Origin of the sequence: Phenylobacterium terrae (assembly GCF_042681205.1) — a bacterium.
Taxonomy (GTDB): Bacteria; Pseudomonadota; Alphaproteobacteria; order Caulobacterales; family Caulobacteraceae; genus Phenylobacterium; species Phenylobacterium terrae.
In genome coordinates, this window is the sequence record NZ_JBHUEY010000001.1 from 1,853,653 (window position 1) to 1,874,474 (window position 20,822).

The window sequence follows — 20,822 nt, forward strand, 5'->3', positions numbered from 1 at the left end:
CCGACATGCAGCTCTTTCTCGACAGCACAGACGTGGCCGTCATCAAGGACCTGGCCGCCACCGGGCTGGTGGACGGGGTGACCACCAATCCCTCGCTGATCGCCAAGTCCGGCCGCAACATGCTGGAGGTCATCGCCGAGATTTGCGGCCTCGTCGAGGGGCCGGTGAGCGCTGAGGTGGCGGCCACCGATCTCGACGGCATGCTGGCCGAGGGCCGCAAGCTGGCGGGCGTGGCCGAGAACGTCACGGTCAAGGTGCCGCTGACCCGCGAAGGCCTGATGGCGACCCAGGCCTTCTCCCGCGAAGGGATCAAGACCAACGTCACCCTCTGCTTCTCCGCAGCCCAGGCGATGCTGGCGGCCAAGTCGGGCGCGACCTTCGTCTCGCCGTTCATCGGCCGGCTGGACGACCACGGCGCGGACGGCATGGGCCTGATCCACGACATCCGCACCATCTACGACAACTACGGCTTCGACACCGAGATCCTGGCCGCTTCGATCCGCACCAGCGGCCATGTGGCCCAGGCGGCCATCGCCGGGGCCGACTGCGCGACCATTCCGCCGGCCACCTTCCAGGACCTCTTCAAGCACCCGTTAACCGAAAAGGGGCTTCAACAATTCCTCGCCGACTGGGCCAAGACGGGTCAGTCGATCTTGTAGGGGAGCTTCCATGGACATGCGGGCGGCGGCGAACTCAGATGCGCTGGAGCCCGCGGCGGTCCGGCGGTTCCTGCTCGAAAACCCACAGATCCTCACCGAGGACGCCGAGCTCCTCGGCGAGCTGGGCCTCAAGGCCATCCCGGCCAACGTGGTGGAGTTCGTCCCGGCGGCGCTGGCCCGGGTGCACGAGGCCCATCAGCGCGAATCGGCCGCCCGCCAGCAGCTCGAGGCGACCGCCCGCGAGAATTTCCACGCCCAGGCCCAGACGCACGGCGCGGTGATCGACCTGCTCGAGGCGCGCAACCACGCCGACCTCGCCCGCCGCGTCGACGAGCTGGCCCAGATGCGCTTCGGCCTGGTGGGCGGCGTCGTCGCCCTGGAGGGGCCGGACCGCACGCCGGCCGGCTGGCGCACGCTGATCGAAGGCCAGGTCGACCTGATCCTCGGCGGCTCGCAGGAGCTGGCCTTCATGGGCTTCGCCCCCACTGCGCTCGGCCTGTTCGCCGAGCGGCGCGACCAGGTCTTCTCGATGGCGATGATCCGCATGGCCATCTGGGAGCCGGCCCGGCAGGGGCTGATCGCCTTCGCCTCGTCCGATCCGGAGGGCTTCACGCCGGACATGGGCCACGAGCTGGTCTCGTTCCTGGCCCGCGTCGTCGAGCGCACCGCCGAGCGCTGGCCGGTCCTGTGACCGGCGCGGAGGCCCTGCAGGCCTTCCTCACCCACCTGGCGCAGGAGCGCCGGGCGAGCCCGCGCACCGGCGAGGCCTACGCCGCCGCCGGCGGCCGCTACCTCGCCTTCCTGGCCCAGCACCGCGGCGAAGCGGTGAGCCTTTCCGTCCTCGGCGAAGTCTCGGCCGCCGAGGTGCGCGCCTTCCTGGCCCACCTGCGCGGCGGCGAGCGGCCGCTGTCGCCGCGATCGATGTCCCAGCAGCTGTCGGCGATCCGCACCTTCCACCGCTTTCTCGACCGGCGCCTCGGCGTGGCCAACGCCGCGATCGCCCTGGTTCGGGGGCCGCGCGTGAAGCCCGGCGCCCCGCGGCCCGTCACCGAGGACCAGGCCCGCGGCGTCCTCGCCGAGCCCGGGCTCGATCCCGACCGCGACGACTGGGAGGCGGCCCGCGACGAGGCCGTCCTCACCCTGCTTTACGGTTGCGGCCTGCGGATCAGCGAAGCGCTTAGCCTGAAGCGTGGCGATGCGCCGCTGGGCCAATCCCTGCGAATTACCGGAAAAGGTTCCAAGACCCGGGTGGTGCCCGTCCTCCCGGCTGTCCGGGCGGCGGTCGAGGCCTACCTCGCCGCCGCCCCTTTTTCCTTGGGGCCGGACGATGCGCTGTTCCGCGCCAAACGCGGCGGCCCGCTTTCGCCGCGCCACGTGCAGGCGACCATGCAGCAGCTGCGGGGTCGCCTCGGCCTGCCCGCCAGCGCCACGCCCCACGCCCTGCGCCATTCCTTCGCGACGCACCTGCTGGGCGCCGGCGCCGACCTGCGCTCGATCCAGGAACTGCTCGGCCACGCCAGCCTGTCGACGACCCAGCGCTACACCGAGGTCGACGCCGCGCGGCTGCTGGAGGCGTACGCCAGCGCACATCCCAGGGCTTAGAGACCTCTCCCTCCGCGAGCGGAGGGAGAGGGTAGGGTGAGGGAGGCCGGGCCGCCGCGCGGCTCAGGCGCTGAAGGCCCTTCGCTGCGCTTCGGGCCCCCTCACCCAACCCTCTCCCCGCAAGCGGGGAGAGGTCTTCACTACGCCTGCATCGTCCAGCCCTCGACGCCCATGGCCGCCTGGCGGCCGGCTTCGGAGCGGGTCGGGTGGGGGTGGCAGGTGCGGGCGATGTCCTCGCTGGCGGCGCGGAAGGCCATGGCCACGCAGTATTCGCCGATCATCTCGGCCGCCTGCGGCCCGATGATATGGACGCCGAGGATCTCGTCGGTGGCGGCGTCGGCCAGCACCTTGGCGAAGCCCTCGGTCTCGTGGTTGATCTTGGCCCGGCTGTTGGCGGTGAAGGGGAACTTGCCGGCCTTGTAGGCCCGGCCCGCGGCCTTAAGCTGCTCCTCGGTCTGGCCGACCCAGGCGACCTCGGGGGCGGTGTAGACGACGCTCGGGACGAGGTTGTAGTCCACGTGCCCGACCTTGCCGGCGATCGTCTCGATGCAGGCGACCGCGTCCTCCTCGGCCTTGTGGGCCAGCATCGGCCCGTGGATCACGTCGCCGATGGCCCAGATCCCTTGCGCGGAGGTGCGGAAGTGGTCGGTCTCGATGAAGCCGCGCGCGTCGGGGCTGACGCCCACGCTCTCCAGGCCCAGGCCCTCGGTGTAGGGCCGCCGGCCGATGGCCACGAGCACGTAATCGGCCTCGATGGTCTCGGCCTCGCCGCCGGCCACCGGCTCGACGGTGACGGCGACGCCCGCCTTGCCGACCTTGGCGCCGGTGACCTTGGAGCTCAGCTTGAAGGTCATGCCCTGCTTGGTCAGGGCCCGCTGGAAGGCCTTGCCGGTCTCCCCGTCCATGCCCGGGGTGATGCGGTCGAGGAATTCGACGACGGTGACCTCCGAGCCCAGCCGGCGCCACACCGAGCCCAGCTCAAGGCCGATGATGCCGGCGCCGATGACCAGCAGCCGCTTGGGGACCTCCGGCAGGGCCAGGGCGCCGGTGGAGTCGACGATCCGCTTCTGGTCGATGGTCACGCCCGGCAGCGGCGTCGGCTCCGAGCCGGTGGCGATGACGATGTTGGCCGCTTCCAGCGTGGTCACCTGGCCGTCGTCGCCGGTCACTTCCACCTTGCCTTGGCCGGCGATGCGGCCGGCGCCGCGGATCCAGTCGACCTTGTTCTTCTTGAACAGGAACTCGATGCCCTTGGTGAGCGCGGCGACGCTCTCGTCCTTCTGCTTCATCATCTGGGGCAGGTTCAGCTTCGGCTGCACCTCGATGCCCAGGGTCTTGAACTCCGTGCCGGCCGCGGCGAACAGCTCGGAGGCGTGCAGCAGGGCCTTCGAGGGCATGCAGCCGACGTTGAGGCAGGTACCCCCCAGCGTGCCGCGCTTCTCGACGCAGGCGGCCTTCAACCCCAGCTGGCCGGCCCGGATCGCGGCGTTGTAGCCGCCCGGTCCGCCCCCGATGATGACGACGTCGTAGCCGGCCATGCGCGCATCCCTCGAAGCAGTGAAAAAGCTGGGCCCTGATATAGGCGTTCCGGTCCGGAGGCGAGCGGCCGACAAGGTGTCCGGACGCTCACCAAACATTTTTTCGATCCGCTTACGTCGTTTTCATCCTGTTCCGCCAAGCTGTTAGCAGCAGGGGCAGGACAGGGCGGGCTCGACGATGGGCTTTCGGCTTCCTCGAATGGACTGGCGGGCGCTGTGGCGCGACCAGTCCGGGGCTACGGCGCTGATCACCGGGGTGGCGCTGCTGCTCATCGCGTGCGCGGCGATGACGGTGTTCGACCTGGGCAACGTCCAGAGCCAGAAGATGAAGCTGCAGGACATGGTCGACGCGGCGACGCTGGCGGCCGCCAAGGTCGGAGAGGGCGACGACGCGGCGGCCATAAAGGCCGGCGACGACTATCTGAAGGCCCACCTGCCGCAGGGCGTCTACAAGGACCTCGTCGTCCAGTTCTTCCCCGGCGACAAGACGGTCCGCGCGACCGCGACGGCGGGGATCGACCCCTATTTCCTGAACATGTTCCTGAACGGGCCGGTCGATGTCGCGGTCGATTCGGAGGTCGTGCGGCAGGTCGACGGCGCGCTCGAGGTGGCGCTGGTGCTGGACGTCACCGGTTCGATGAAAGGCAGCAAGATCGACAGCCTGAAGGAGGCTGCGGACGCCCTGGTCAAGAAGATCACCAAGGTCAAGGACGCCGACGTGAAGATCGGCGTCGTGCCCTTCTCCACCTACGTGAACGTGGGGGCCAAGCGCCGCAACGAGCCCTGGCTCTCCGGCACAGAGGATCAGGTGACCACGACCGCCGGCGGGTGCCGGACGATCAAGTCCAAGACGGAGTGCAAGAAGTCCGTCACCGAGGTGTGCACCAAGTACAACGACGGCGTGCCGTACGAGGGAAAGTGCACCACCTGCACCAAGTACGAGACCACCGTCTACGATCCGCCGATCGAGGACTGTTGGGAGCCGAGCACCAGCACCAAGAAATGGCAGGGATGCGTGCGCTCGCCGCCCTATCCGGCGAACGTCCAGGACAAGACGTCCACCGTCTATCCGGCTCAGTTTGGAACCTGCGCGCCCGAGCTTACGCCGCTGACCGACAAGCTCGGGCCGGTCGAGAGCGCCATCAAATCGCTGAAGGACGGCGGCAACACCTACATTCCCGCGGGCCTGGCCTGGGGCTGGAATCTGCTGTCTCCCACGGCCCCGTTCACCGAGGCGGCGCCCTACGATCCGCAGAACAAGAAGCCGCGCAAGGCCCTGGTGCTGATGACGGACGGCGCCAACACGCTCCAGCCGAGGGCGAACGGGACGCACGAAGACAAGATCCCCGCACCCCTCGCCGATCAGTACACGGCCGAGCTCTGCGAGAACATCAAGAAGGCCAAGATCGAGGTCTACACGGTCGGCTTCCAGATCGACGATGCAGCCGCGCACGAGATGCTGCTCAAGTGCGCGAGTTCCTCCGGCCACTACTTCAAGGCGGAGAGCTCCGAAGACCTCATCAAGGCGTTCGAGGCCATCGGCGCCTCTCTGGAGAACCTGCGCATCAGCCGCTAGCGGCGGGCCCGGGCGAGATCCTTGAACCCGGGGGCGGTGAGGTCCACCGGGCCGTCGGGGTCGCCCCAGAGGAGGGTCGGGACGCCGCCGATCGCCTCCGCCAGCGTGTCGGCCGCCATCGTCCAGTCGCGGTTCAGGGCCTGGCCGGCGGTCAGCAGGTCCGGCAGGCGGATTTCCGGCCGGGCCTTCGGCCCGACGGTGCGGCGCCACTCGACCTGGAGCCGCGCAGCCGTCAGCGCGTCCTCGCCGGTCCACGGCTCGACGGCCAGGTGGGCCACCAGGGCGTCGATCTGGTCCATGCGTTGTTGCGGCCGGTCGCTGGCCAGGGCCGCCTGGGCCAGCTGGTTCAGCACCAGGCTGCAGATCCGCACGTCGTGGCCCGCGGCGACGGCGTCTTCCAGGAAGCGGCGGTAGTGGGGCCTGGCGCCACGCAGCACTTCGACGACCACGCGTGCGCTCAGCGACAGGGTCATGGGTCCCACTCCGGCGGAGGGTCGGGCGCCGCGAGCGGCGGGTCGGGGAAGCCGGCGGCGCCGGCGTCGTCGAGGCGGGCCCAAAGGCTCGCCAGGTCGGGGCTGACAGGCTCCAGGACCACCGCCTGGCCGACCCGCCGCACGGAAACCTCCGCCCCCTCGAAGCGGAAGGCCTTGGGCAGGCGCACGGCCTGGCTCCCTCCGTGCATGAAGAGCTTGGCCCGCTGGCGCTCGGTCATGGCGGCTCCGTAGATACGGAGAGTAGATACTAGATGTGAGGGCGGCGCAACGCCGTTCAGCCGGCGGCGGCGCGCGCCTGTCCGGCGCCGGCGAGCTCGGCGACGAAGGCGGCGGCCCTGGCCATCACCGGCTCCCATTCGCCGTAGCGCGGCGCGGCCAGGCAGCCGGCCTGCGGGTACCAGGGGTAGGCGGGCGTGCCCAGGCGCGGCCAGGCGACCGGACCGGACAGCATCAGCAACGGCGCGCCGCAGGCGCCGGCGAGGGCGCCCGTCGCATTCGGGACGCTGACCACCAGGTCGAGGGCGCAGCAGAGCGCGGCCAGGTCGTCCAGGTCGTTGCGCATGTCCAGGCCCGGCGGCTCGTCCACCGGCCGGCCGGCCGCCGCGCTCATCGCCGCGAGCTCGTCGGCGCAGTCGCCGTACTGCAGGTTGACCAGCCGGATCCCCGGCGTGCGCAGCAACGGCGTCCACAGCTCGAGCGGCGGGTATTCGCGGCGGCGCACGCCCAGCAGGTTTCCGCTGCGCCAGGTCAGGCCGACGGCGGGTCCCGTTCCCAGCCAGGCGCGCCAGTGGGCGATGCGCTCCGGGTCCGGCCGCAGGTAGCCGGCCGTGGCGGGAAAGTCGCCCACGGTGCGGCGGAACCGGCGGTTGAGCGAGGCCATCGGCGTCCAGAGATCGATGGAGGCGGCCTCGCGCAGGCCGGGGGCGAAGCGGCGCTTGCGGCCGTTCGCCGCCTCGGTCGCGTGGGCGCTCACGTCCGCGGCGGGGAAGCTGCGCTGGAACAGCCCGACCAGGCGCGGCTCGACGGCGAGGGCCAGCCGGCCGTTCGGCCTCAGCGCCTCCAGGACGTCGGGCAGCAGGTTGGCGAACATGACCTCGTCCCCCAGACCCTGCTCGGCCAGGACCAGGAGGCGCTTGCCCGCGAGGGGGGCCTCCGGCGTCCAGCGCCGCCCCGGCGCGGTGAACACCACCGGGTTCGCCCAGTCGCGGGACAGACGCGCCTCGTAGGCGTCCCAGCCGGCGCCGAGGTCGCCGGCGGCCAGGGCGCGGGTGGCTTCGGCGAAATCGATCGTCACCGCGTCCAGCGGCTTGCGGGCCAGTTTGCGCGCCCGCTGGAAGTCGGTCCGCGCCTCGTCGAGCCGTCCGAGGTCGAACAGGGCGCCGCCGCGGTTGTAGGCCGCCGCGGCCAGCCGGCCGTCCAGCCGCAGCGCCTCCTCGAAGCAGGCGAGCGCGCCTGCCGCATCGCCCTTGTCGGTATGGGCGACGCCCAGGGAGTTCCACAGCCGCGCGTCGGTCGGGTGCGCGTCCAGGGCCGCGCCCAGCAGCGCCAGCGCGTGCTCGAACTGGCCGGCCGCCCTCAGCGCGCCGGCGCGGGCGTCGATGGCGTCCAGCCGGTCAGGCGCCTGCTCGCAGACCCTGGCCCACAGCCCGGCGGAGGCCTCCGGCATGCCCATGCGAAGCGCCAGGGCGGCCAGGCCGGCGAGGAGGTCGACGTCGTTCGGGGAGGCCGCCAGCCCGGCCTCGTAGACCGCCAGCGCGCCGGGCAGGTCGCCGGCCCGCTCCAGCCGCGCGGCCTTCGCCTGGACGGCGGAGCTTTGCGCGAGCTGGGCGTTGGAAGGCATCGCGGGTGTCCGCGCCTGCGGGCGGCCGGTCCGCCGGCGGGGAATCAGGCGCTCCCCGTTATCCTAGCGGCCGCATTAACCAAGTGTCACCGGTCGGCCGCGGGCGCCGCGCGGGCTCAGATGTCGCGGAGCGGCTTGCGCAATCGGGCGAGAAGCATGGCGGGCGCGGCGCCCAGAAGGCCGGTGACGAGCAAGGTCAGGCCGGAGAGCGCGAGCCCGCCCTCGCGCACGGGCGCCTCGTAGCCGGCGCGCTGTTCGTCGAGGAAGGCGCGGGCGGCCTCGGCCTCCTCCTCCGGCACCCACAGGCGAAAGCCGCCCATGGCGCGCTACATGTAGGCCTCGACCTGTCCCCACTGCTCGTTCTGCAGGAACACGGGGATGCCGGCGCTGCGCACGGCGCCGGCGGCGACCTGCGCCTCGGTGACGTCGTCGAACTGGGCGATCTGGACCAGCGCCACGTGCGGCTCCGAGGTGGAGGCCGCACGCTAGCGCGCCCTGCAGCTAGAGGTCGAGCAGCAGGCGCTGCGGATCCTCGATGGCCTCCTTGACCTTCACCAGGAAGGTCACCGCGCCTTGGCCGTCGACGATCCGGTGGTCGTAGGACAGCGCCAGGTACATCATCGGGCGGATGACGATCTGGCCGTTCACCACCATCGGCCGCTCCTGGATCTTGTGCATGCCCAGGATGCCCGACTGCGGCGCGTTGAGGATCGGCGTCGACATCAGCGAGCCGTAGACCCCGCCGTTGGAGATGGTGAAGGTGCCGCCCTGCAGGTCCTCGAGCGCGAGGTGGCCGTCGCGGGCCTTCTTGCCGAGCTCCCCGATGGTCTTCTCGATCTCGGCCATGGACAGGGCGTCGGCGTCGCGGACCACCGGGACCACCAGGCCGCGCTCGGTGCCGACGGCGACGCCGATGTCGTAGTGGTTCTTGTAGATCACGTCCGTGCCGTCGATCTCGGCGTTGACGTCCGGGATCTGCTTCAGGGCGGCGACGCAGGCCTTCACGAAGAAGCTCATGAAGCCGAGCTTCACGCCGTGGCGCTTCTCGAAGACGTCCTTGTACTGGTTCCGCAGCGCCATGACGTTGGTCATGTCCACCTCGTTGAAGGTGGTCAGCATGGCGGCCGCGTTCTGGGCCTCCTTCAGCCGCCGGGCGATCGTCTGGCGCAGGCGGGTCATCCGCACGCGCTCTTCGCGCGCGTGGACCTCGCGCGGGGCCGACGGCGCGGGGGCGGGCGGCGGGGCCTTGGCGCGGGCCTCGAGGGCCGCAAGGGCGTCGCCCTTGGTGATCCGGCCGCCCCGGCCGGTGCCTTCGATGGCCGCCGGCTCCAGCTTGTTCTCGGCCGCGATCCGCTGGGCGGAGGGGGCCATGATCGGCGCTTCGCCCTTGGCCGCGGGCGAGGCGGAGTAGTCGGCCAGCGGGGCCGAGGTCGGCGGCGCCTTGCCGGCGGTGGGCTCGGGCTGCAGCTCGCCGGCCGGGACCGCGGGCGGGGTCGACTTGGCGGCGGTCTGAGGGGCGGCGGCCGGCTTGGCCGCGGCCGCGCCCGGCTTGGCGGCGGCGCCCTCGGCCACGCGGCCCAGCAGGGCGCCCGGCTCGACGGTGGCGCCTTCCTCGGCGGCGATCAGCTCCAGCACGCCGTCGGCCGGGGCGGCGACTTCCAGGCTGACCTTGTCGGTCTCCAGCTCGACGACGATCTCGTCCTTGCGGACCGCCTCGCCGGCCTTCTTGGCCCAGCGCGCCACCGTCGCCTCGGAGACGGACTCGCCCAAGGCGGGGGTCATGATGTCGGCCATGGGACTAACGGGGCTCCTGGTCTCTCAAACGGTGGATCTTAAGCGAAGGCTTCGGTGAGGAAGGTGTCGAGTTCTTTCAGGTGCCGGCTCATCAGGCCGGCGGCCGTGGAGGCCGAGGCCGGGCGGCCGACGTAGCGGGCGCGCTTGGCGTTCACCGGCAGGCGCTCGAGGGTCAGCTCCAGCCACGGGTCGACGAACTGCCAGCCGCCCATGTTCTTCGGCTCCTCCTGGCACCAGACCAGGTCCGCGTTCTGGAACCGCTTCAGCTCGTTCGACAGCGACTTCACCGGCCACGGATAGAACTGCTCCAGGCGCAGGATGTAGACGTCGTCGATCCCCTTCTCCTCGCGGCGCTCCAGCAGGTCGTAATAGACCTTGCCCGAGCAGAGGATGACGCGGCGGATCTTGTCGTCGCCCTTGAGCTTGATCTCGGTGTTGCGGCCGGTTTCCGCATCGTCCAGCAGCACCCGGTGGAACGACGAATCCGGGGTGAAGTCGTCCAGCGACGAGACCGCCTTCTTGTGCCGGAGCAGGCTCTTGGGCGTCATCAGGATCAGCGGCTTGCGGTACTCGCGCAGCACCTGCCGGCGCAGGATGTGGAAGTAGTTGGCCGGGGTGGTGCAGTTGGCGACCTGCATGTTGTCTTCGGCGCAGAGCTGCAGGAACCGCTCGAGGCGGGCGGAGGAGTGCTCCGGCCCCTGGCCCTCGTAGCCGTGCGGCAGCAGCATGACGAGGCCGCTCATCCGCAGCCACTTGCGCTCGCCCGAGGAGATGAACTGGTCGATGACCACCTGGGCGCCGTTGGCGAAGTCGCCGAACTGGGCTTCCCAGAGCACCAGGGTGTTGGGGTCGGTCAGCGAGAAGCCGTAGTCGAAGCCCAGCACCGCCTCTTCCGACAGGGCCGAGTTCAGCACCTCGAAGTGGGCCTGGCCGGGCCGGATGTTGCGCAGCGGGAAGTAGGTCTCTTCAGTCTTCTGGTCGACGATGCCGGCGTGCCGCTGCACGAAGGTGCCGCGGATCGAGTCCTGGCCCGACAGGCGGACCGGATAGCCTTCGTCGAGAAGGCAGGCGAAGGCCAGGTGCTCGGCGGTCGCCCAGTCGATCCCCTCGCCCTTCTCGATCGCATCGCGCCGGGCCTGGATGACCCGCTTGACGGTCGGGTGGACGTTCAGATGCTCGGGCAGGGCGGTGATCTTGCGGCCGAGGTCGAGCAGGCGGGCGGGGCGCACGCTGGTGCGGCCCTTGCGCTCGTCCGGACGCGGCGACATGCCGGCCCACTTGCCGTCGAGCCAGTCGGCCTTGTTGGCCTTGTAGCTCTTGCCGGCCTCGAACTCGTTGTCGAGGAAGGTCTCGAAGTCCTTGATCCACTGGTCCACCTGTTCGGTGGTGACCACGCCCTCCTCGACCAGCCGCCGGGTGTAGAGCTCGCGGGTCGAGGGGTGCTCCTTGATCTTCGAGTACATCAAGGGCTGGGTCATCTCCGGCGGGTCGCCCTCGTTGTGGCCGAAGCGCCGGTAGCAGAACATGTCGATGACCACGTCCTTGCCGAACTGCTGGCGGAACTCGGTGGCCACCTTGGCGGCGAAGGTCACAGCTTCCGGATCGTCGCCGTTCACGTGGAAGATCGGGGCTTCCACCATCAGCGCCACGTCCGACGGGTAGGGCGAGGAGCGGGAGTTCTTCGGGCTGGTCGTGAAGCCGATCTGGTTGTTGACGATGAAGTGCATCGTCCCGCCGGTGGAGTAGCCCTTCAGGCCCGAGAGCGCGAAGCACTCGGCCACCACGCCCTGGCCGGCGAACGCGGCGTCGCCGTGCAGCAGCAGCGGCAGCACGTGGCTGCGGCCGGCCGACGGGTTCTCGCGCAGGGTGAAGGCCTGCTTGGCCCGCGCCTTGCCGAGCACGACCGGGTTGACGATCTCCAGGTGCGACGGGTTGGCGGTCAGCGACAGGTGCACCGTCTTGTCGTCGAAGGTGCGGTCCGAGCTGGCCCCCAGGTGGTACTTCACGTCGCCCGAGCCCTCGACGTCGGTGGGCAGGGACGAGCCGCCTTGGAACTCGTGGAAGATGATGTGGTAGGGCTTGCCCATCACCGCGGCGAGCACGTTCAGGCGCCCGCGGTGCGGCATGCCGATGATGATGTCCTGCACGCCCAGCGCGCCGCCGCGCTTGATGATCTGCTCCAGGGCCGGAACCATCGCCTCGCCGCCGTCCAGGCCGAACCGCTTGGTGCCGGGGAAGCGCTTGTGCAGGAAGCGCTCGAAGCCCTCGGCCTCGATCAGCTTCTTCAGGATCGCGACCTTGCCCTCGGGCGTGAAGGCGATCTCCTTGTCGCGGCCCTCGATCCGCTCCTGCAGCCAGGCCTTCTGGGTCGGGTCGGAGATGTGCATGTACTGCACGCCGAGGTCGCCGCAGTAGGTGCGGCGCACGATCGCCAGGATCTCGCGAAGCGTCGCGGTCTCCAGGCCCAGCACGTAGTCGAGGAAGATCGGACGGTCGAAGTCGGCCTCGGTGAAGCCGTAGGTCGCCGGGTCCAGCTCGGAGGCGTCGCCGGGGGTGATGGCGATGCCGAGCGGGTCCAGGTTGGCCCGCAGGTGGCCGCGCATCCGGTAGGCCCGGATCATCATGATGGCGCGCAGGGAGTCGAGCGTGGCGGCGCGGATCGCGTCGGGGCTGGCGGCGGCCGGCGCGCGGGCCTGGACGCCCTTCTCCACCTTGGCCTCGACCGCGGGCCACAGGCCGTCGATGGCGCTCAGCCACTCGGGCCGCGGCCCGCTGACCGGCGGCCGGGTCCATGCCGGCTTGGCGCGGATCTCGTCCACCTTCTCCTGCAGCGAAGCGAAGAACGCCCGCCAGGACGGCTCCACCGAATTGGGGTCGCTCGCCCAGCGCGCGTAGAGGTCCTCCACGAACGCGGCGTTGCCGCCGTAGAGGAATGAGGTCTCGGCGAGCACCTCGTTGATCAGACCTGCGTCGTCCGCCATGTCATCCGCATCCCGCGGCCATCGCCCGCGAGCTTCTTGGGGAAGGAGCCGAGCGCGGACCGCTCACAAAACTCAAATGCCTTCAGGCGCCCTTCAGCACCTCGAGCAGGGTCTCGCCAAGCTTCGCCGGAGAGGGCGACACGCGGATGCCCGCGGCCTCCATCGCAGCGATCTTGTCCTCGGCCCCGCCTTTGCCGCCGGAGATGATCGCGCCCGCGTGACCCATGCGCCGCCCGGGCGGCGCGGTGCGTCCCGCGATGAAGCCGACCATAGGCTTCTTGACCGGTGAATTTCGGATGAACTCGGCCGCGTCTTCCTCGGCCGAGCCGCCGATCTCGCCGATCATGATGATCGACTCCGTTTCCGGATCGTCCAGGAACATCTGCAGCACGTCGATGAACTCGGTGCCCTTCACCGGGTCGCCGCCGATGCCGACGGCCGTCGTCTGGCCGAGGCCCACCTGAGAGGTCTGGAACACGGCCTCGTAGGTAAGCGTGCCGGAGCGGGAGACAACACCCACCGAGCCGCGCTTGAAGATGTTTCCGGGCATGATGCCGATCTTGCAGGCGTCCGGCGTCAGCACGCCCGGGCAGTTGGGCCCGATCAGCCGCGACTTGGAGCCGGCCAGCGCCTTCTTGACCTTGATCATGTCGGTCACCGGGATGCCCTCGGTGATGGTGACGATCAGCGGGATCTCGGCGTCGATGGCCTCCAGGATGGAGTCGGCCGCAAACGGCGGCGGGACGTAGATCACCGTCGCGTCGGCGCCGGTCTCCTTCACCGCCTCGGCGACGGTGTCGAACACCGGCAGGCCCAGGTGCTTCGTGCCGCCCTTGCCGGGGGTCACGCCGCCGACCATGCGGGTGCCGTACTCGATCGCCTGTTCGGTGTGGAACGTGCCCTGGCTGCCGGTGATGCCCTGACAGATGACGCGGGTTTCTTTTCCGATGAGGATGGACATTCTTCTGGCTCTAAAGGGTGGGCACGCCGTAGGCGACAAGGACCATTTCCTCGTCGGCCTTCAGGAACATGAACTTGACCTTGCCGGCCTTGATGAGGCGCTTGGCTTCCGCATCGTCAGGATCGGAGATCGACCGATGGCCGGCGCCGGTGTCCTCGACGACGTAGGCGATGTCGCCGTCTTCGGAGAGCCTGGCGTTCGGCTCGACGCCCGCCCAGTCGGCGGCCGCCTGGCGCAGGTGCGCGGCGTCGCCCGGCATGGCCCCGATGGCGCACATGCGGATGGCGAGCTTGTCCCAGCCGATCCGCCGTTCGCCGCCGCCGTTCAACATGAACAGCAGGCCGTCGCGGTCGCTCTTCATGCGCCCGTCATCGAGGTGGAAGTCCTCGCTGTCGTCCAGGTCGTCCATCAGGCTCTTGGGCAGCGGCATCCAGCCTTCCGCATCGGCGGCCGCGAGCGCGGCCTGCGATTCCGCCGCCGTGGCGATGCACAGTCGCTGGAAGGTGGCGAACAGCGGCTCGGCCGCAGCGGGAGACGCGGCCGCCAGCGCCGCCGCGAGTCCGATTGCGGCGGCCCTCAGCTTCACGCGGCGCCTCGCACCGCGGCCACGATCTTCTCGGCCCCGTCCCCTAGGTCGTTGGCGGAGACGACGTTGAGCCCGCTCTCGGCGATGATCTTCTTGCCCAGCTCGACGTTGGTGCCTTCCAGCCGGACGACCAGCGGCACCTTCAGGCCGACTTCCTTCACCGCCTCGACCACGCCCTCGGCGATGATGTCGCAGCGCATGATGCCGCCGAAGATGTTGACCAGGATGCCCTTCACGTTCGGGTCGGCGGTGATGATCTTGAAGGCCGCGGTGACCTTCTCCTTCGAGGCGCCGCCGCCCACGTCGAGGAAGTTGGCGGGCTCGGCGCCGTACAGCTTGATGATGTCCATGGTCGCCATGGCCAGGCCCGCGCCGTTGACCATGCAGCCGATCTCGCCGTCGAGGGCGATGTAGGAGAGGTCGTACTTCGAGGCCTCGATCTCCTTCTCGTCCTCCTCGCTCGTATCGCGCAGGGCGACGATGTCGGGGTGACGGAAGAGGGCGTTGGAATCGAAGCTGACCTTGGCGTCCAGCACCCGCAGGTGATCGTCGCCCGTGACGATCAGCGGGTTGATCTCCAGCATGCTCATGTCCTTGGCGACGAACGCCGCGTAGAGCTGGCCGAGCAGCGTGGCCGCTTCCTTGGCCAGGCCGCCGGTCAGGCCCAGGGCCTTGGAGAGCGCGCGGGCGTGGTGCGGGAAGACGCCCGTGGCCGGGTCGATGGAGAAGGTGGTGATCTTCTCGGGCGTGTCGTGGGCCACGTCCTCGATGTTCATCCCGCCCTCGGTCGAGGCGACCACCGAGACCCGGCTGGTCTCGCGGTCGACGAGCAGCGAGAGGTAGAATTCCTTGGCGATGTCGGCGCCTTCCTCGATGTAGAGGCGCTGCACCTGCTTGCCCTTGGGGCCGGTCTGGAGGGTCACCAGCACCCGGCCGAGCATCTCCTGGGCGTTGGCGCGGACCTCGTCCACCGACTTGACCACCCGGACCCCGCCTTTGGCGTCGGGGCCGAGGCCCTCGAACCTGCCCTTGCCGCGGCCGCCGGCGTGGATCTGGCTCTTCACGACGTACACCGGCCCGCCGAGCTTCTCCGCCGCTTGCGCGGCCTCCTCGGGGGTGAAGGCCGGATAGCCGCGCGGGACCGCTACGCCGAACTCCGCGAGAACGGCTTTGGCTTGGTGCTCGTGAATGTTCATGAGGCCGCGGGGTTGCGAATGAGGGGATGGCCCGCCCTCGTTGGCGAGCGGGGCGCGTTATAGGCGCCCCGTCACCGGGTGGCAACTGCGCTTGACAATAAGAAACAAGGCTACCCGAAGAACACCCGCCAGAGCAGCCGGCCGGGGAGGAAGGCGAAGCCGCCGGCCACCACCATCCCGCCCAGGTAGATGCTGGTCATGATCCTGGAATGACGGCGCACGTCGTGCCGGTGCGCGGCCCAGATCGCGGTCGGCAGGCCCACGAGGGTGATCACCGACAGCAGATGGATCGGGCTGAACCAGCCGTCGATGATCGTGCGGATGAAGAAGGAGCTGCCCGCCGCCGCCATCATCGCCAGCGACCAGGTCCAGCCCAGGGCGCGGTGCGTCGTCGTGCCCTTGGGCCCGAGCAACTGCCAGGCGCCGACGGCCAGCGCCAGCACGACGGCGGCCAGGTGGATCTGGATCGCGGGTCCGGCCTGCGCGATCAGCTCGAGGCGGGGCGGGCGGCCGGTCAGGGCGCCGGCGACCGCCGCGAGGGTCAGCGCGGCGGCGCCGGCCAGCGAGGCCCGGACGGGCCAGGCGGCGGCGGGCGGGGAATGCTCAATCGAGGTCATGGGTCGTCTCCGGGGAGGAAGCGCGCTCCATATGCCGCCGGCCCCTGCGTCCCGCCGCAGCGTCTTCACGAACCGCCGCGGCGCCTGCGTCAGGCGGGGCGGCCTGCCGTTGACGCTTCGCGAACGGCGGCCAATCTGAGCGCCGGCTCTAAGGGAATCGGCGTGGCGAACGAGGACGCAGACAGGCGCTGGAGCCCGTACGACAGCCCTGCCGGCTGGGTGCGGGGCCTGGCGATCGCCGCCGCCGTCGGCCTGTTCCTGGCCTTCTCCGGCGCCTTCGGCACGGGCGAGGCGCCGGCCGCGCGCCGCTACCCCTACTGGGTGGGGCTGTTGCTGATCGGCGCGCTCTGGGGGCCGTTCGTCTCGAGGCTGTTCTTCCGGCCCGGCGAGCCGCGGAAAGGCGTCTGGCTGCGGGTGATCGCGGTGGCCCTGGTGCTCGCCGCCACCCTCACGGGCGTCGTCGCGCTCGCGACCGCCGTGGTCCTGGGCGAGCGGATGCCGCTCGCGCGGCTCCCGTGGCTGTTCTCGGCGGTGGCGGCGATCTCGGGCGCTATGACCGCGCTCAATGTGCTGATCTCCGGTCCCCGCGCCCAGGACGCCGCGCCCGCGCCGGCCCCGCCGAAGTTCCTCGAGCGCCTGCCGCTGAAGCTGCGCGGCGCCGAGGTATGGGCCGTGGAGGCCGAGGACCACTACCTGCGCCTGCACACCTCCAAGGGGCAGGACCTGATCCTGTTGCGCCTCTCCGACGCCGTCGACGAACTGCAGGGCCTTGAGGGCGCGCAGGTCCACCGCTCCTGGTGGGTGGCGAGGGACGCCATCGTCGACGCCCGGCGTAACGACGGCCGCGCGACGCTGACGCTGAAGGACGGGTCGGAGGTCCCGGTCAGCCGGACCTATGCCCGCGAGCTTCGGGAGAAGGGCTGGATCTGAGCCCGCCGGTGACTGGTTGGCGGCAAGGCCTACCCGTCACCTCCCGCGGCGCTCGCGCCACTCCTCGCGCGTCTGGCCCCAGACCTCGACGGGGACGGACAGCGGCGGGGGCAGCACCGCCTGGCGCAGCACCCGCGAGCCGAGCCGCTTCGCCACCGCCTGGGAGTTGAAGTTGGCCGCATCGATGCAGTGGATCACCTCGGTCCAGCCGAGTTCGTCGAACGCCCAGTCGATCGCCGCCGCCGCCCCCTCGGTGGCGTAGCCGCGGCCCCAGTGTTCGCGGGCGATGCCCCAGCCGACCTCGGTCCCCGGCCAGCCGAGCGGCCGCCAGGGGCCCAGCCGCCCGACCCAGCGGCCGGTCGCCTTCTCGATTACCGAGAACATGGAGAAGCCCGCCACCGTCCAGGCGCCGGTCATGGTGCACATCACCCGCCAGGCGGCCTCCGGGGGCTGGGCCCCGCCGAGGAACTCCGCGGCCTCCGGGTCCCCGGCGAACGCGGCCCAGGGTTCGAAGTCGTCTGCGGCGGGCGGGCGAAGAATCAGCCGCTCGGTGGTGAGCGTCGGGCCCAGGCTCATGCGTTCAGGTCCAATTCAGGCGCTCCGCGGCAGGGTGGGAGACAAGTTCCCGACCCTCTCCCGCCGGGCCCAAGCGATCAAGGCAGCTTCGACCATGGCCGACCAACCCCGCGACTTCATCCCGAAGGACAATCCTGAAGGCGACCGGATGCTGGTCTTCGAACTGGCGTCCAAGGACCGGCCGTCCGCCGGGCCGCCCCCGCCGCCGCCGCAGGCGGAGGAGCCGTTGCCGCTGTCCCGCGAGCCGCGGCGCAAGGGCTCGCGCAAGACCCTGTGGCTGGGCGTCGCCGGCGCGGTGGCGCTGGGCGCGGTGCTCGGCGTCGTGGCCCGCCCCGAACTTGTCGGCGAGCCGCAGAAGATGCAGGCGGCCCGGCCCCCCGCCGAGGCGCCGGCGATCACCGTCCCCCAGATGCAGGTGATGGTGCGCGACGAGCCGGAGGGCGAGGCCACGCCGCCGCCCGCGAGCCCGCCGGCGGAACCATCCGACTCGCAGCTCGCGGCGGTCCCCGCGCCGCCCGCGCCCGCCGCGCCGGCCGCCGAGCCGCCGGCGCCCAGACTCGGCCCGCCGGCCCAGGTGGCGATCGCGCCGGCCCGTCCGGCGACGCCGCCCCGCGCCGAGAGCCCGCCGCCCGAGCCGCGCCTCGCGACCCGCACCGAGCCCGAGCCGCCGCGCGTGCGCCCCAGCTTCGATTGCCGCTACGCCGGCAGCCTCTCCGAAGAGATGGTCTGCTCCGACCCGCAGCTGGCCGCCGCCGACCGGCGCCTGGCCAGGGCCTACGAGCGGGCGGTCGCCGCCGGCGTGCCGCGCCGCTACCTTCGGGCCGAGCAGGACGACTGGCTGGCGATCCGCGAGCAGGCCGCCCGCCGTTCGCCGGGCGCGGTCGCCGACATCTACGAGCAGCGCACCGCCGAGCTGAACGACATGGCCATCGAGGCCCAGGAAGGCTTCTAGCGGGCCCGGCGGAGACCTCTGCCGATCACATCTGGCCTGAGCCTTTGCAACCGCGGAGTCGGCTCGTCCATTCCGACGGCGGGACTTGTCAAAGGACATAGCGAATGTCGATCGAAGGCCAGCGAGGCCCCATCCCGTCCGGGGTCTACAACGGCTTCTCCGCCCCGGTGCGGAACCTGCGCCGCGGAGCCGGGAGCCGGGCCGGCAAGATCCTGATGGGCGGCGTCGCCGCGGCCGCCGTGCTGGGCGTGGCGTTCGGCCTGTTCGCCAAGCCGGATGTGGCCGACGACGACGGCCTGGGGCTGAAGCCGGACGAGATGGTGCAGATCGAGGTCGGGCCCGGCCGCGCGCCGGTCGTGCCCGGCGGCCCCGTCCAGCCGGCCCCGCTGCAGACCCTGCCGCCGGGCGCCGACGCCCCAACGGTGGTCGTGACGAGGGGGCCTGAACCGCGCGCGGAGAGCACGCGCCGGGAGCCCCCGCCGCCGGAGCCGGCCGAACGGGCCGAGGAAGCCGCAGCGCCCCGCATCGAGCCTGAGTCCATCCCCGACCCGGCGTTCGCCGCCGACGAGGGCTTCGAGGCGCCGGAGGAGATCTTCATCCCGCCGCCGGAATTCGCGGACGAGTAGCAGACGCCTCCCTCAGTCCGCTCGTCCCGGCGAAGGCCGGGATCCAGATCCCAGACTCAGATTCGGATGGACGAGCGCAGAGCCAGCTGGAGCCCGCGTCCGCGCCCGCCATCTGGGCCCCGGCCTTCGCCGGGGTGAGCGGTCTGTGGGGTGAACCGAGCCCCTTAGCCCAGCATCTCCTTGACGGTGTCGCGCTCGCCGACCAGCTCGTCGTTGGTGATGGCGATCTTCGACTTGGCGAAATCGTCCATCTCGTAGCTGGTGACGATCTCGTAGCCGCTCGCCGTGGAGCGCACCGGCATGCCGGCCCAGACCCCTTCGGCGAAGCCGTACTGGCCGGTCGACGGGACGGCCACGGCGTGCACCACGCCCGGGGTCGCCAGATCGCGGACGTGGTCGATCAGGGCGTTGGCGGCCGAGGCGGCCGAGCTCTGGCCGCGGGCCTCGATGATCGCCGCGCCGCGCTTGCCGACGGTGGGCAGGAACTCGTTCTTCAGCCAGGCCTCGTCGCCGATCACCTCGGCGGCCGGCTTGCCGCCGATCTTGGCGTGGGTGAAGTCGGCGAACATCGTCGGGCTGTGGTTGCCGTAGATGTAGATGTCGGAGACGTCGGTCACCGCGACGCCGGCCTTCTTGGCCAGCTGGGCCGCCGCGCGGTTCTGGTCGAGGCGCACCATGGCGGTGAACCGGTCCTTGGGCAGGCGGCGGGCCTGGCTGGCGGCGATCATGCAGTTGGTGTTGCAGGGGTTGCCGACCACCGCGATGCGGGCGTCGTCGGCGGCGTTCTCGTCGATCGCCTTCCCCTGGGCGATGAAGATCTTGCCGTTGTCCTTCAGGAGGTCGGCGCGCTCCATGCCCGGGCCGCGCGGCTTGGAGCCGACCAGCAGGCACCAGTTGGCGTCCTTGAAGCCCTTGGCCGGGTCGTCGAACAGCTGGATGTCCTGCAGCAGCGGGAAGGCGCAGTCGTCCAGCTCCATGGCCACGCCCTTGAGCGCCTTCTGCGGGCCCTCGGCGGGGATTTCGATGAGCTGCAGGATGACCGGCTGGTCCTTGCCCAGCATCTCGCCCGAGGCGATGCGGAACAGCAGGGCGTAGCCGATGTTGCCGGCCGCGCCGGTGACGGCCACGCGGACCGGGGTCTTGGTAGGCATGAACTAGCTCCGTAGCGGAAGGCGGGATCGGTCGGCGGGCGGTCTAGCCGCTCGGCTCCGGGCTCGCAAGCAGCCTGGGGGTCGGCGCCCCCGCCTCGGCCCATCCGGCGGCGTTGCGCAGCCGGATCCCGCTGGCGTGCAGGGTCGTGGACCAGACGTCCTTGAGGGGCGCCAGCGTCGGCATGATCCGAAGCTCCACGTCCAGCGCGGCGAGCGCGGCCGGCAGGTCGTCGATCACCTGCATGGCGATCGGCGTCACCGCTTCGCGCGAGACCCACATGCCGGCGGTGTCCAGATCCTCGAACGTCTCGGCGGGCAGCTCGTAGCGGTAAAGGCGCCCCGTGCGCAGGCGCTCGAACCAGCGCCACTCGATGTGGGCCAGCGTCCGCCAGCTTCGCCCGCCGAACCAGGCGGCGAGGTCCTCGTGGCTGGTCTGCGGCGTCGGCCAGAGCAGGATGCGCGGGCAATCGCGGGGAAACAGGTACATCGCCTGCCGCTCTTCGGAGATCGCCCACACCAGCGGCCCGTTCAGCCACTCGCGCCCCGGGCCGCGCTCGGAGGGGACGGCGACGGGGCGGGGGACGAAGCGGCGGATGTCCGGATCGTCGGAGAAGTGGAAGAGGCGCATGGCGTCCAGCCGCAGAGACCGAGCGTCACCTCATACCCGTCATCCCGGCCGCAGCGAAGCGGAGAGCCGGGACCCACCCTCCGCGCGCCTGGGTCCCGGATCGGCCTTCCGGCCG

22 protein-coding genes are annotated in these 20,822 nt (G+C 70.9%); 7 read left to right on the top strand and 15 right to left on the bottom strand.

The window, feature by feature from the left end:
• Positions 1–5: 5 nt before the first annotated feature.
• Genes fsa through ACFSC0_RS09325 form a run of 3 tightly spaced genes read left to right on the top strand, consistent with a single transcriptional unit; the run spans position 6 to position 2,261 of the window.
• Positions 6–659: a fructose-6-phosphate aldolase gene (gene fsa, locus ACFSC0_RS09315; protein WP_377283217.1), complete on the top strand. Its 654-nt coding sequence runs from the start codon at positions 6–8 to the stop codon at positions 657–659.
• 10 nt (positions 660–669) lie between these two features.
• Positions 670–1,350 (top strand): DUF484 family protein, encoded by a 681-nt coding sequence (locus ACFSC0_RS09320; protein WP_377283216.1) that lies wholly within the window; start codon positions 670–672, stop codon positions 1,348–1,350.
• A complete protein-coding gene (locus ACFSC0_RS09325; RefSeq protein ID WP_377283215.1) occupies positions 1,347–2,261 on the top strand; it encodes a tyrosine recombinase XerC in 915 nt (304 codons plus the stop codon). The genes ACFSC0_RS09320 and ACFSC0_RS09325 overlap by 4 nt, the downstream gene beginning before the upstream one ends.
• Before the next feature lie 140 nt (positions 2,262–2,401).
• Here ACFSC0_RS09325 and lpdA read toward each other — a convergent pair whose 3' ends face one another.
• A complete protein-coding gene (lpdA, locus tag ACFSC0_RS09330; RefSeq protein WP_377283214.1) occupies positions 2,402–3,799 on the bottom strand; it encodes a dihydrolipoyl dehydrogenase in 1,398 nt (465 codons plus the stop codon).
• A gap of 199 nt (positions 3,800–3,998) precedes the next feature.
• On the opposite strand from lpdA, the gene ACFSC0_RS09335 reads away from it, so the two are divergent.
• The gene (locus tag ACFSC0_RS09335; RefSeq protein ID WP_377283213.1) at positions 3,999–5,375 is read left to right on the top strand and encodes a VWA domain-containing protein; all 1,377 of its coding nucleotides are present in this window, start codon (positions 3,999–4,001) and stop codon (positions 5,373–5,375) included.
• Here the strand turns inward: ACFSC0_RS09335 and ACFSC0_RS09340 are convergent.
• The 11 genes from ACFSC0_RS09340 to ACFSC0_RS09390 form a co-directional block, all read right to left on the bottom strand.
• On the bottom strand, positions 5,372–5,848 hold the full coding sequence (locus tag ACFSC0_RS09340) for a PIN domain-containing protein (RefSeq protein WP_377283212.1): 477 nt from the start codon (positions 5,846–5,848) through the stop codon (positions 5,372–5,374). The genes ACFSC0_RS09335 and ACFSC0_RS09340 overlap by 4 nt on opposite strands.
• Positions 5,845–6,087, bottom strand: a complete 243-nt coding sequence (locus tag ACFSC0_RS09345) for an antitoxin (protein ID WP_377283211.1) — start codon at positions 6,085–6,087, stop codon at positions 5,845–5,847. Before ACFSC0_RS09345 ends, ACFSC0_RS09340 begins: the two co-directional genes overlap by 4 nt.
• 56 nt (positions 6,088–6,143) lie before the next feature.
• Entirely contained in the window at positions 6,144–7,709 is a 1,566-nt protein-coding gene (locus ACFSC0_RS09350; RefSeq protein ID WP_377283210.1) for a tetratricopeptide repeat protein, read from the bottom strand.
• 116 nt (positions 7,710–7,825) lie between these two features.
• Complete coding sequence (locus ACFSC0_RS09355; RefSeq protein WP_377283209.1) at positions 7,826–8,029, bottom strand: hypothetical protein; 204 nt, start codon at positions 8,027–8,029, stop codon at positions 7,826–7,828.
• Between the two features lie 6 nt (positions 8,030–8,035).
• Positions 8,036–8,167 carry a hypothetical protein gene (locus tag ACFSC0_RS09360; protein WP_377283208.1) on the bottom strand — a complete coding sequence of 44 codons (132 nt, stop codon included), beginning with the start codon at positions 8,165–8,167 and terminating at the stop codon, positions 8,036–8,038.
• Between the two features lie 43 nt (positions 8,168–8,210).
• Positions 8,211–9,503, bottom strand: coding sequence for a 2-oxoglutarate dehydrogenase complex dihydrolipoyllysine-residue succinyltransferase (odhB, locus tag ACFSC0_RS09365; protein WP_377283207.1), 1,293 nt, complete (start codon positions 9,501–9,503; stop codon positions 8,211–8,213).
• A 38-nt stretch (positions 9,504–9,541) separates the two neighbouring features.
• Positions 9,542–12,484 (bottom strand): 2-oxoglutarate dehydrogenase E1 component, encoded by a 2,943-nt coding sequence (locus ACFSC0_RS09370; protein WP_377283206.1) that lies wholly within the window; start codon positions 12,482–12,484, stop codon positions 9,542–9,544.
• 82 nt (positions 12,485–12,566) lie between these two features.
• Entirely contained in the window at positions 12,567–13,445 is an 879-nt protein-coding gene (gene sucD / locus ACFSC0_RS09375) for a succinate--CoA ligase subunit alpha (protein ID WP_377283205.1), read from the bottom strand.
• A gap of 10 nt (positions 13,446–13,455) precedes the next feature.
• Positions 13,456–14,031, bottom strand: coding sequence for a hypothetical protein (locus ACFSC0_RS09380; RefSeq protein WP_377283204.1), 576 nt, complete (start codon positions 14,029–14,031; stop codon positions 13,456–13,458).
• Positions 14,028–15,227 carry an ADP-forming succinate--CoA ligase subunit beta gene (gene sucC / locus ACFSC0_RS09385; protein WP_377283203.1) on the bottom strand — a complete coding sequence of 400 codons (1,200 nt, stop codon included), beginning with the start codon at positions 15,225–15,227 and terminating at the stop codon, positions 14,028–14,030. Before sucC ends, ACFSC0_RS09380 begins: the two co-directional genes overlap by 4 nt.
• A gap of 110 nt (positions 15,228–15,337) precedes the next feature.
• Positions 15,338–15,844, bottom strand: coding sequence for a DUF2306 domain-containing protein (locus ACFSC0_RS09390; RefSeq protein WP_377283202.1), 507 nt, complete (start codon positions 15,842–15,844; stop codon positions 15,338–15,340).
• Positions 15,845–16,006: 162 nt separating this feature from the next.
• On the opposite strand from ACFSC0_RS09390, the gene ACFSC0_RS09395 reads away from it, so the two are divergent.
• Positions 16,007–16,774 carry a LytTR family DNA-binding domain-containing protein gene (locus ACFSC0_RS09395; protein WP_377283201.1) on the top strand — a complete coding sequence of 256 codons (768 nt, stop codon included), beginning with the start codon at positions 16,007–16,009 and terminating at the stop codon, positions 16,772–16,774.
• Between the two features lie 36 nt (positions 16,775–16,810).
• Here the strand turns inward: ACFSC0_RS09395 and ACFSC0_RS09400 are convergent, their stop codons facing one another.
• Positions 16,811–17,350: a GNAT family N-acetyltransferase gene (locus ACFSC0_RS09400; protein ID WP_377283200.1), complete on the bottom strand. Its 540-nt coding sequence runs from the start codon at positions 17,348–17,350 to the stop codon at positions 16,811–16,813.
• A 94-nt stretch (positions 17,351–17,444) separates the two neighbouring features.
• On the opposite strand from ACFSC0_RS09400, the gene ACFSC0_RS09405 reads away from it, so the two are divergent.
• Together ACFSC0_RS09405 and ACFSC0_RS09410 are read left to right on the top strand one after the other, a co-directional pair.
• Positions 17,445–18,302, top strand: coding sequence for a lysozyme inhibitor LprI family protein (locus tag ACFSC0_RS09405; protein WP_377283199.1), 858 nt, complete (start codon positions 17,445–17,447; stop codon positions 18,300–18,302).
• Positions 18,303–18,406: 104 nt separating this feature from the next.
• Complete coding sequence (locus ACFSC0_RS09410) at positions 18,407–18,928, top strand: hypothetical protein (protein ID WP_377283198.1); 522 nt, start codon at positions 18,407–18,409, stop codon at positions 18,926–18,928.
• A 164-nt stretch (positions 18,929–19,092) separates the two neighbouring features.
• On the opposite strand, the gene ACFSC0_RS09415 is transcribed toward ACFSC0_RS09410, so the two are convergent.
• Together ACFSC0_RS09415 and ACFSC0_RS09420 are read right to left on the bottom strand one after the other, a co-directional pair.
• The gene (locus ACFSC0_RS09415; RefSeq protein WP_377283197.1) at positions 19,093–20,079 is read right to left on the bottom strand and encodes a malate dehydrogenase; all 987 of its coding nucleotides are present in this window, start codon (positions 20,077–20,079) and stop codon (positions 19,093–19,095) included.
• 43 nt (positions 20,080–20,122) lie between these two features.
• Positions 20,123–20,707 (bottom strand): DUF6886 family protein, encoded by a 585-nt coding sequence (locus tag ACFSC0_RS09420; protein WP_377283196.1) that lies wholly within the window; start codon positions 20,705–20,707, stop codon positions 20,123–20,125.
• Positions 20,708–20,822: the final 115 nt, after the last annotated feature.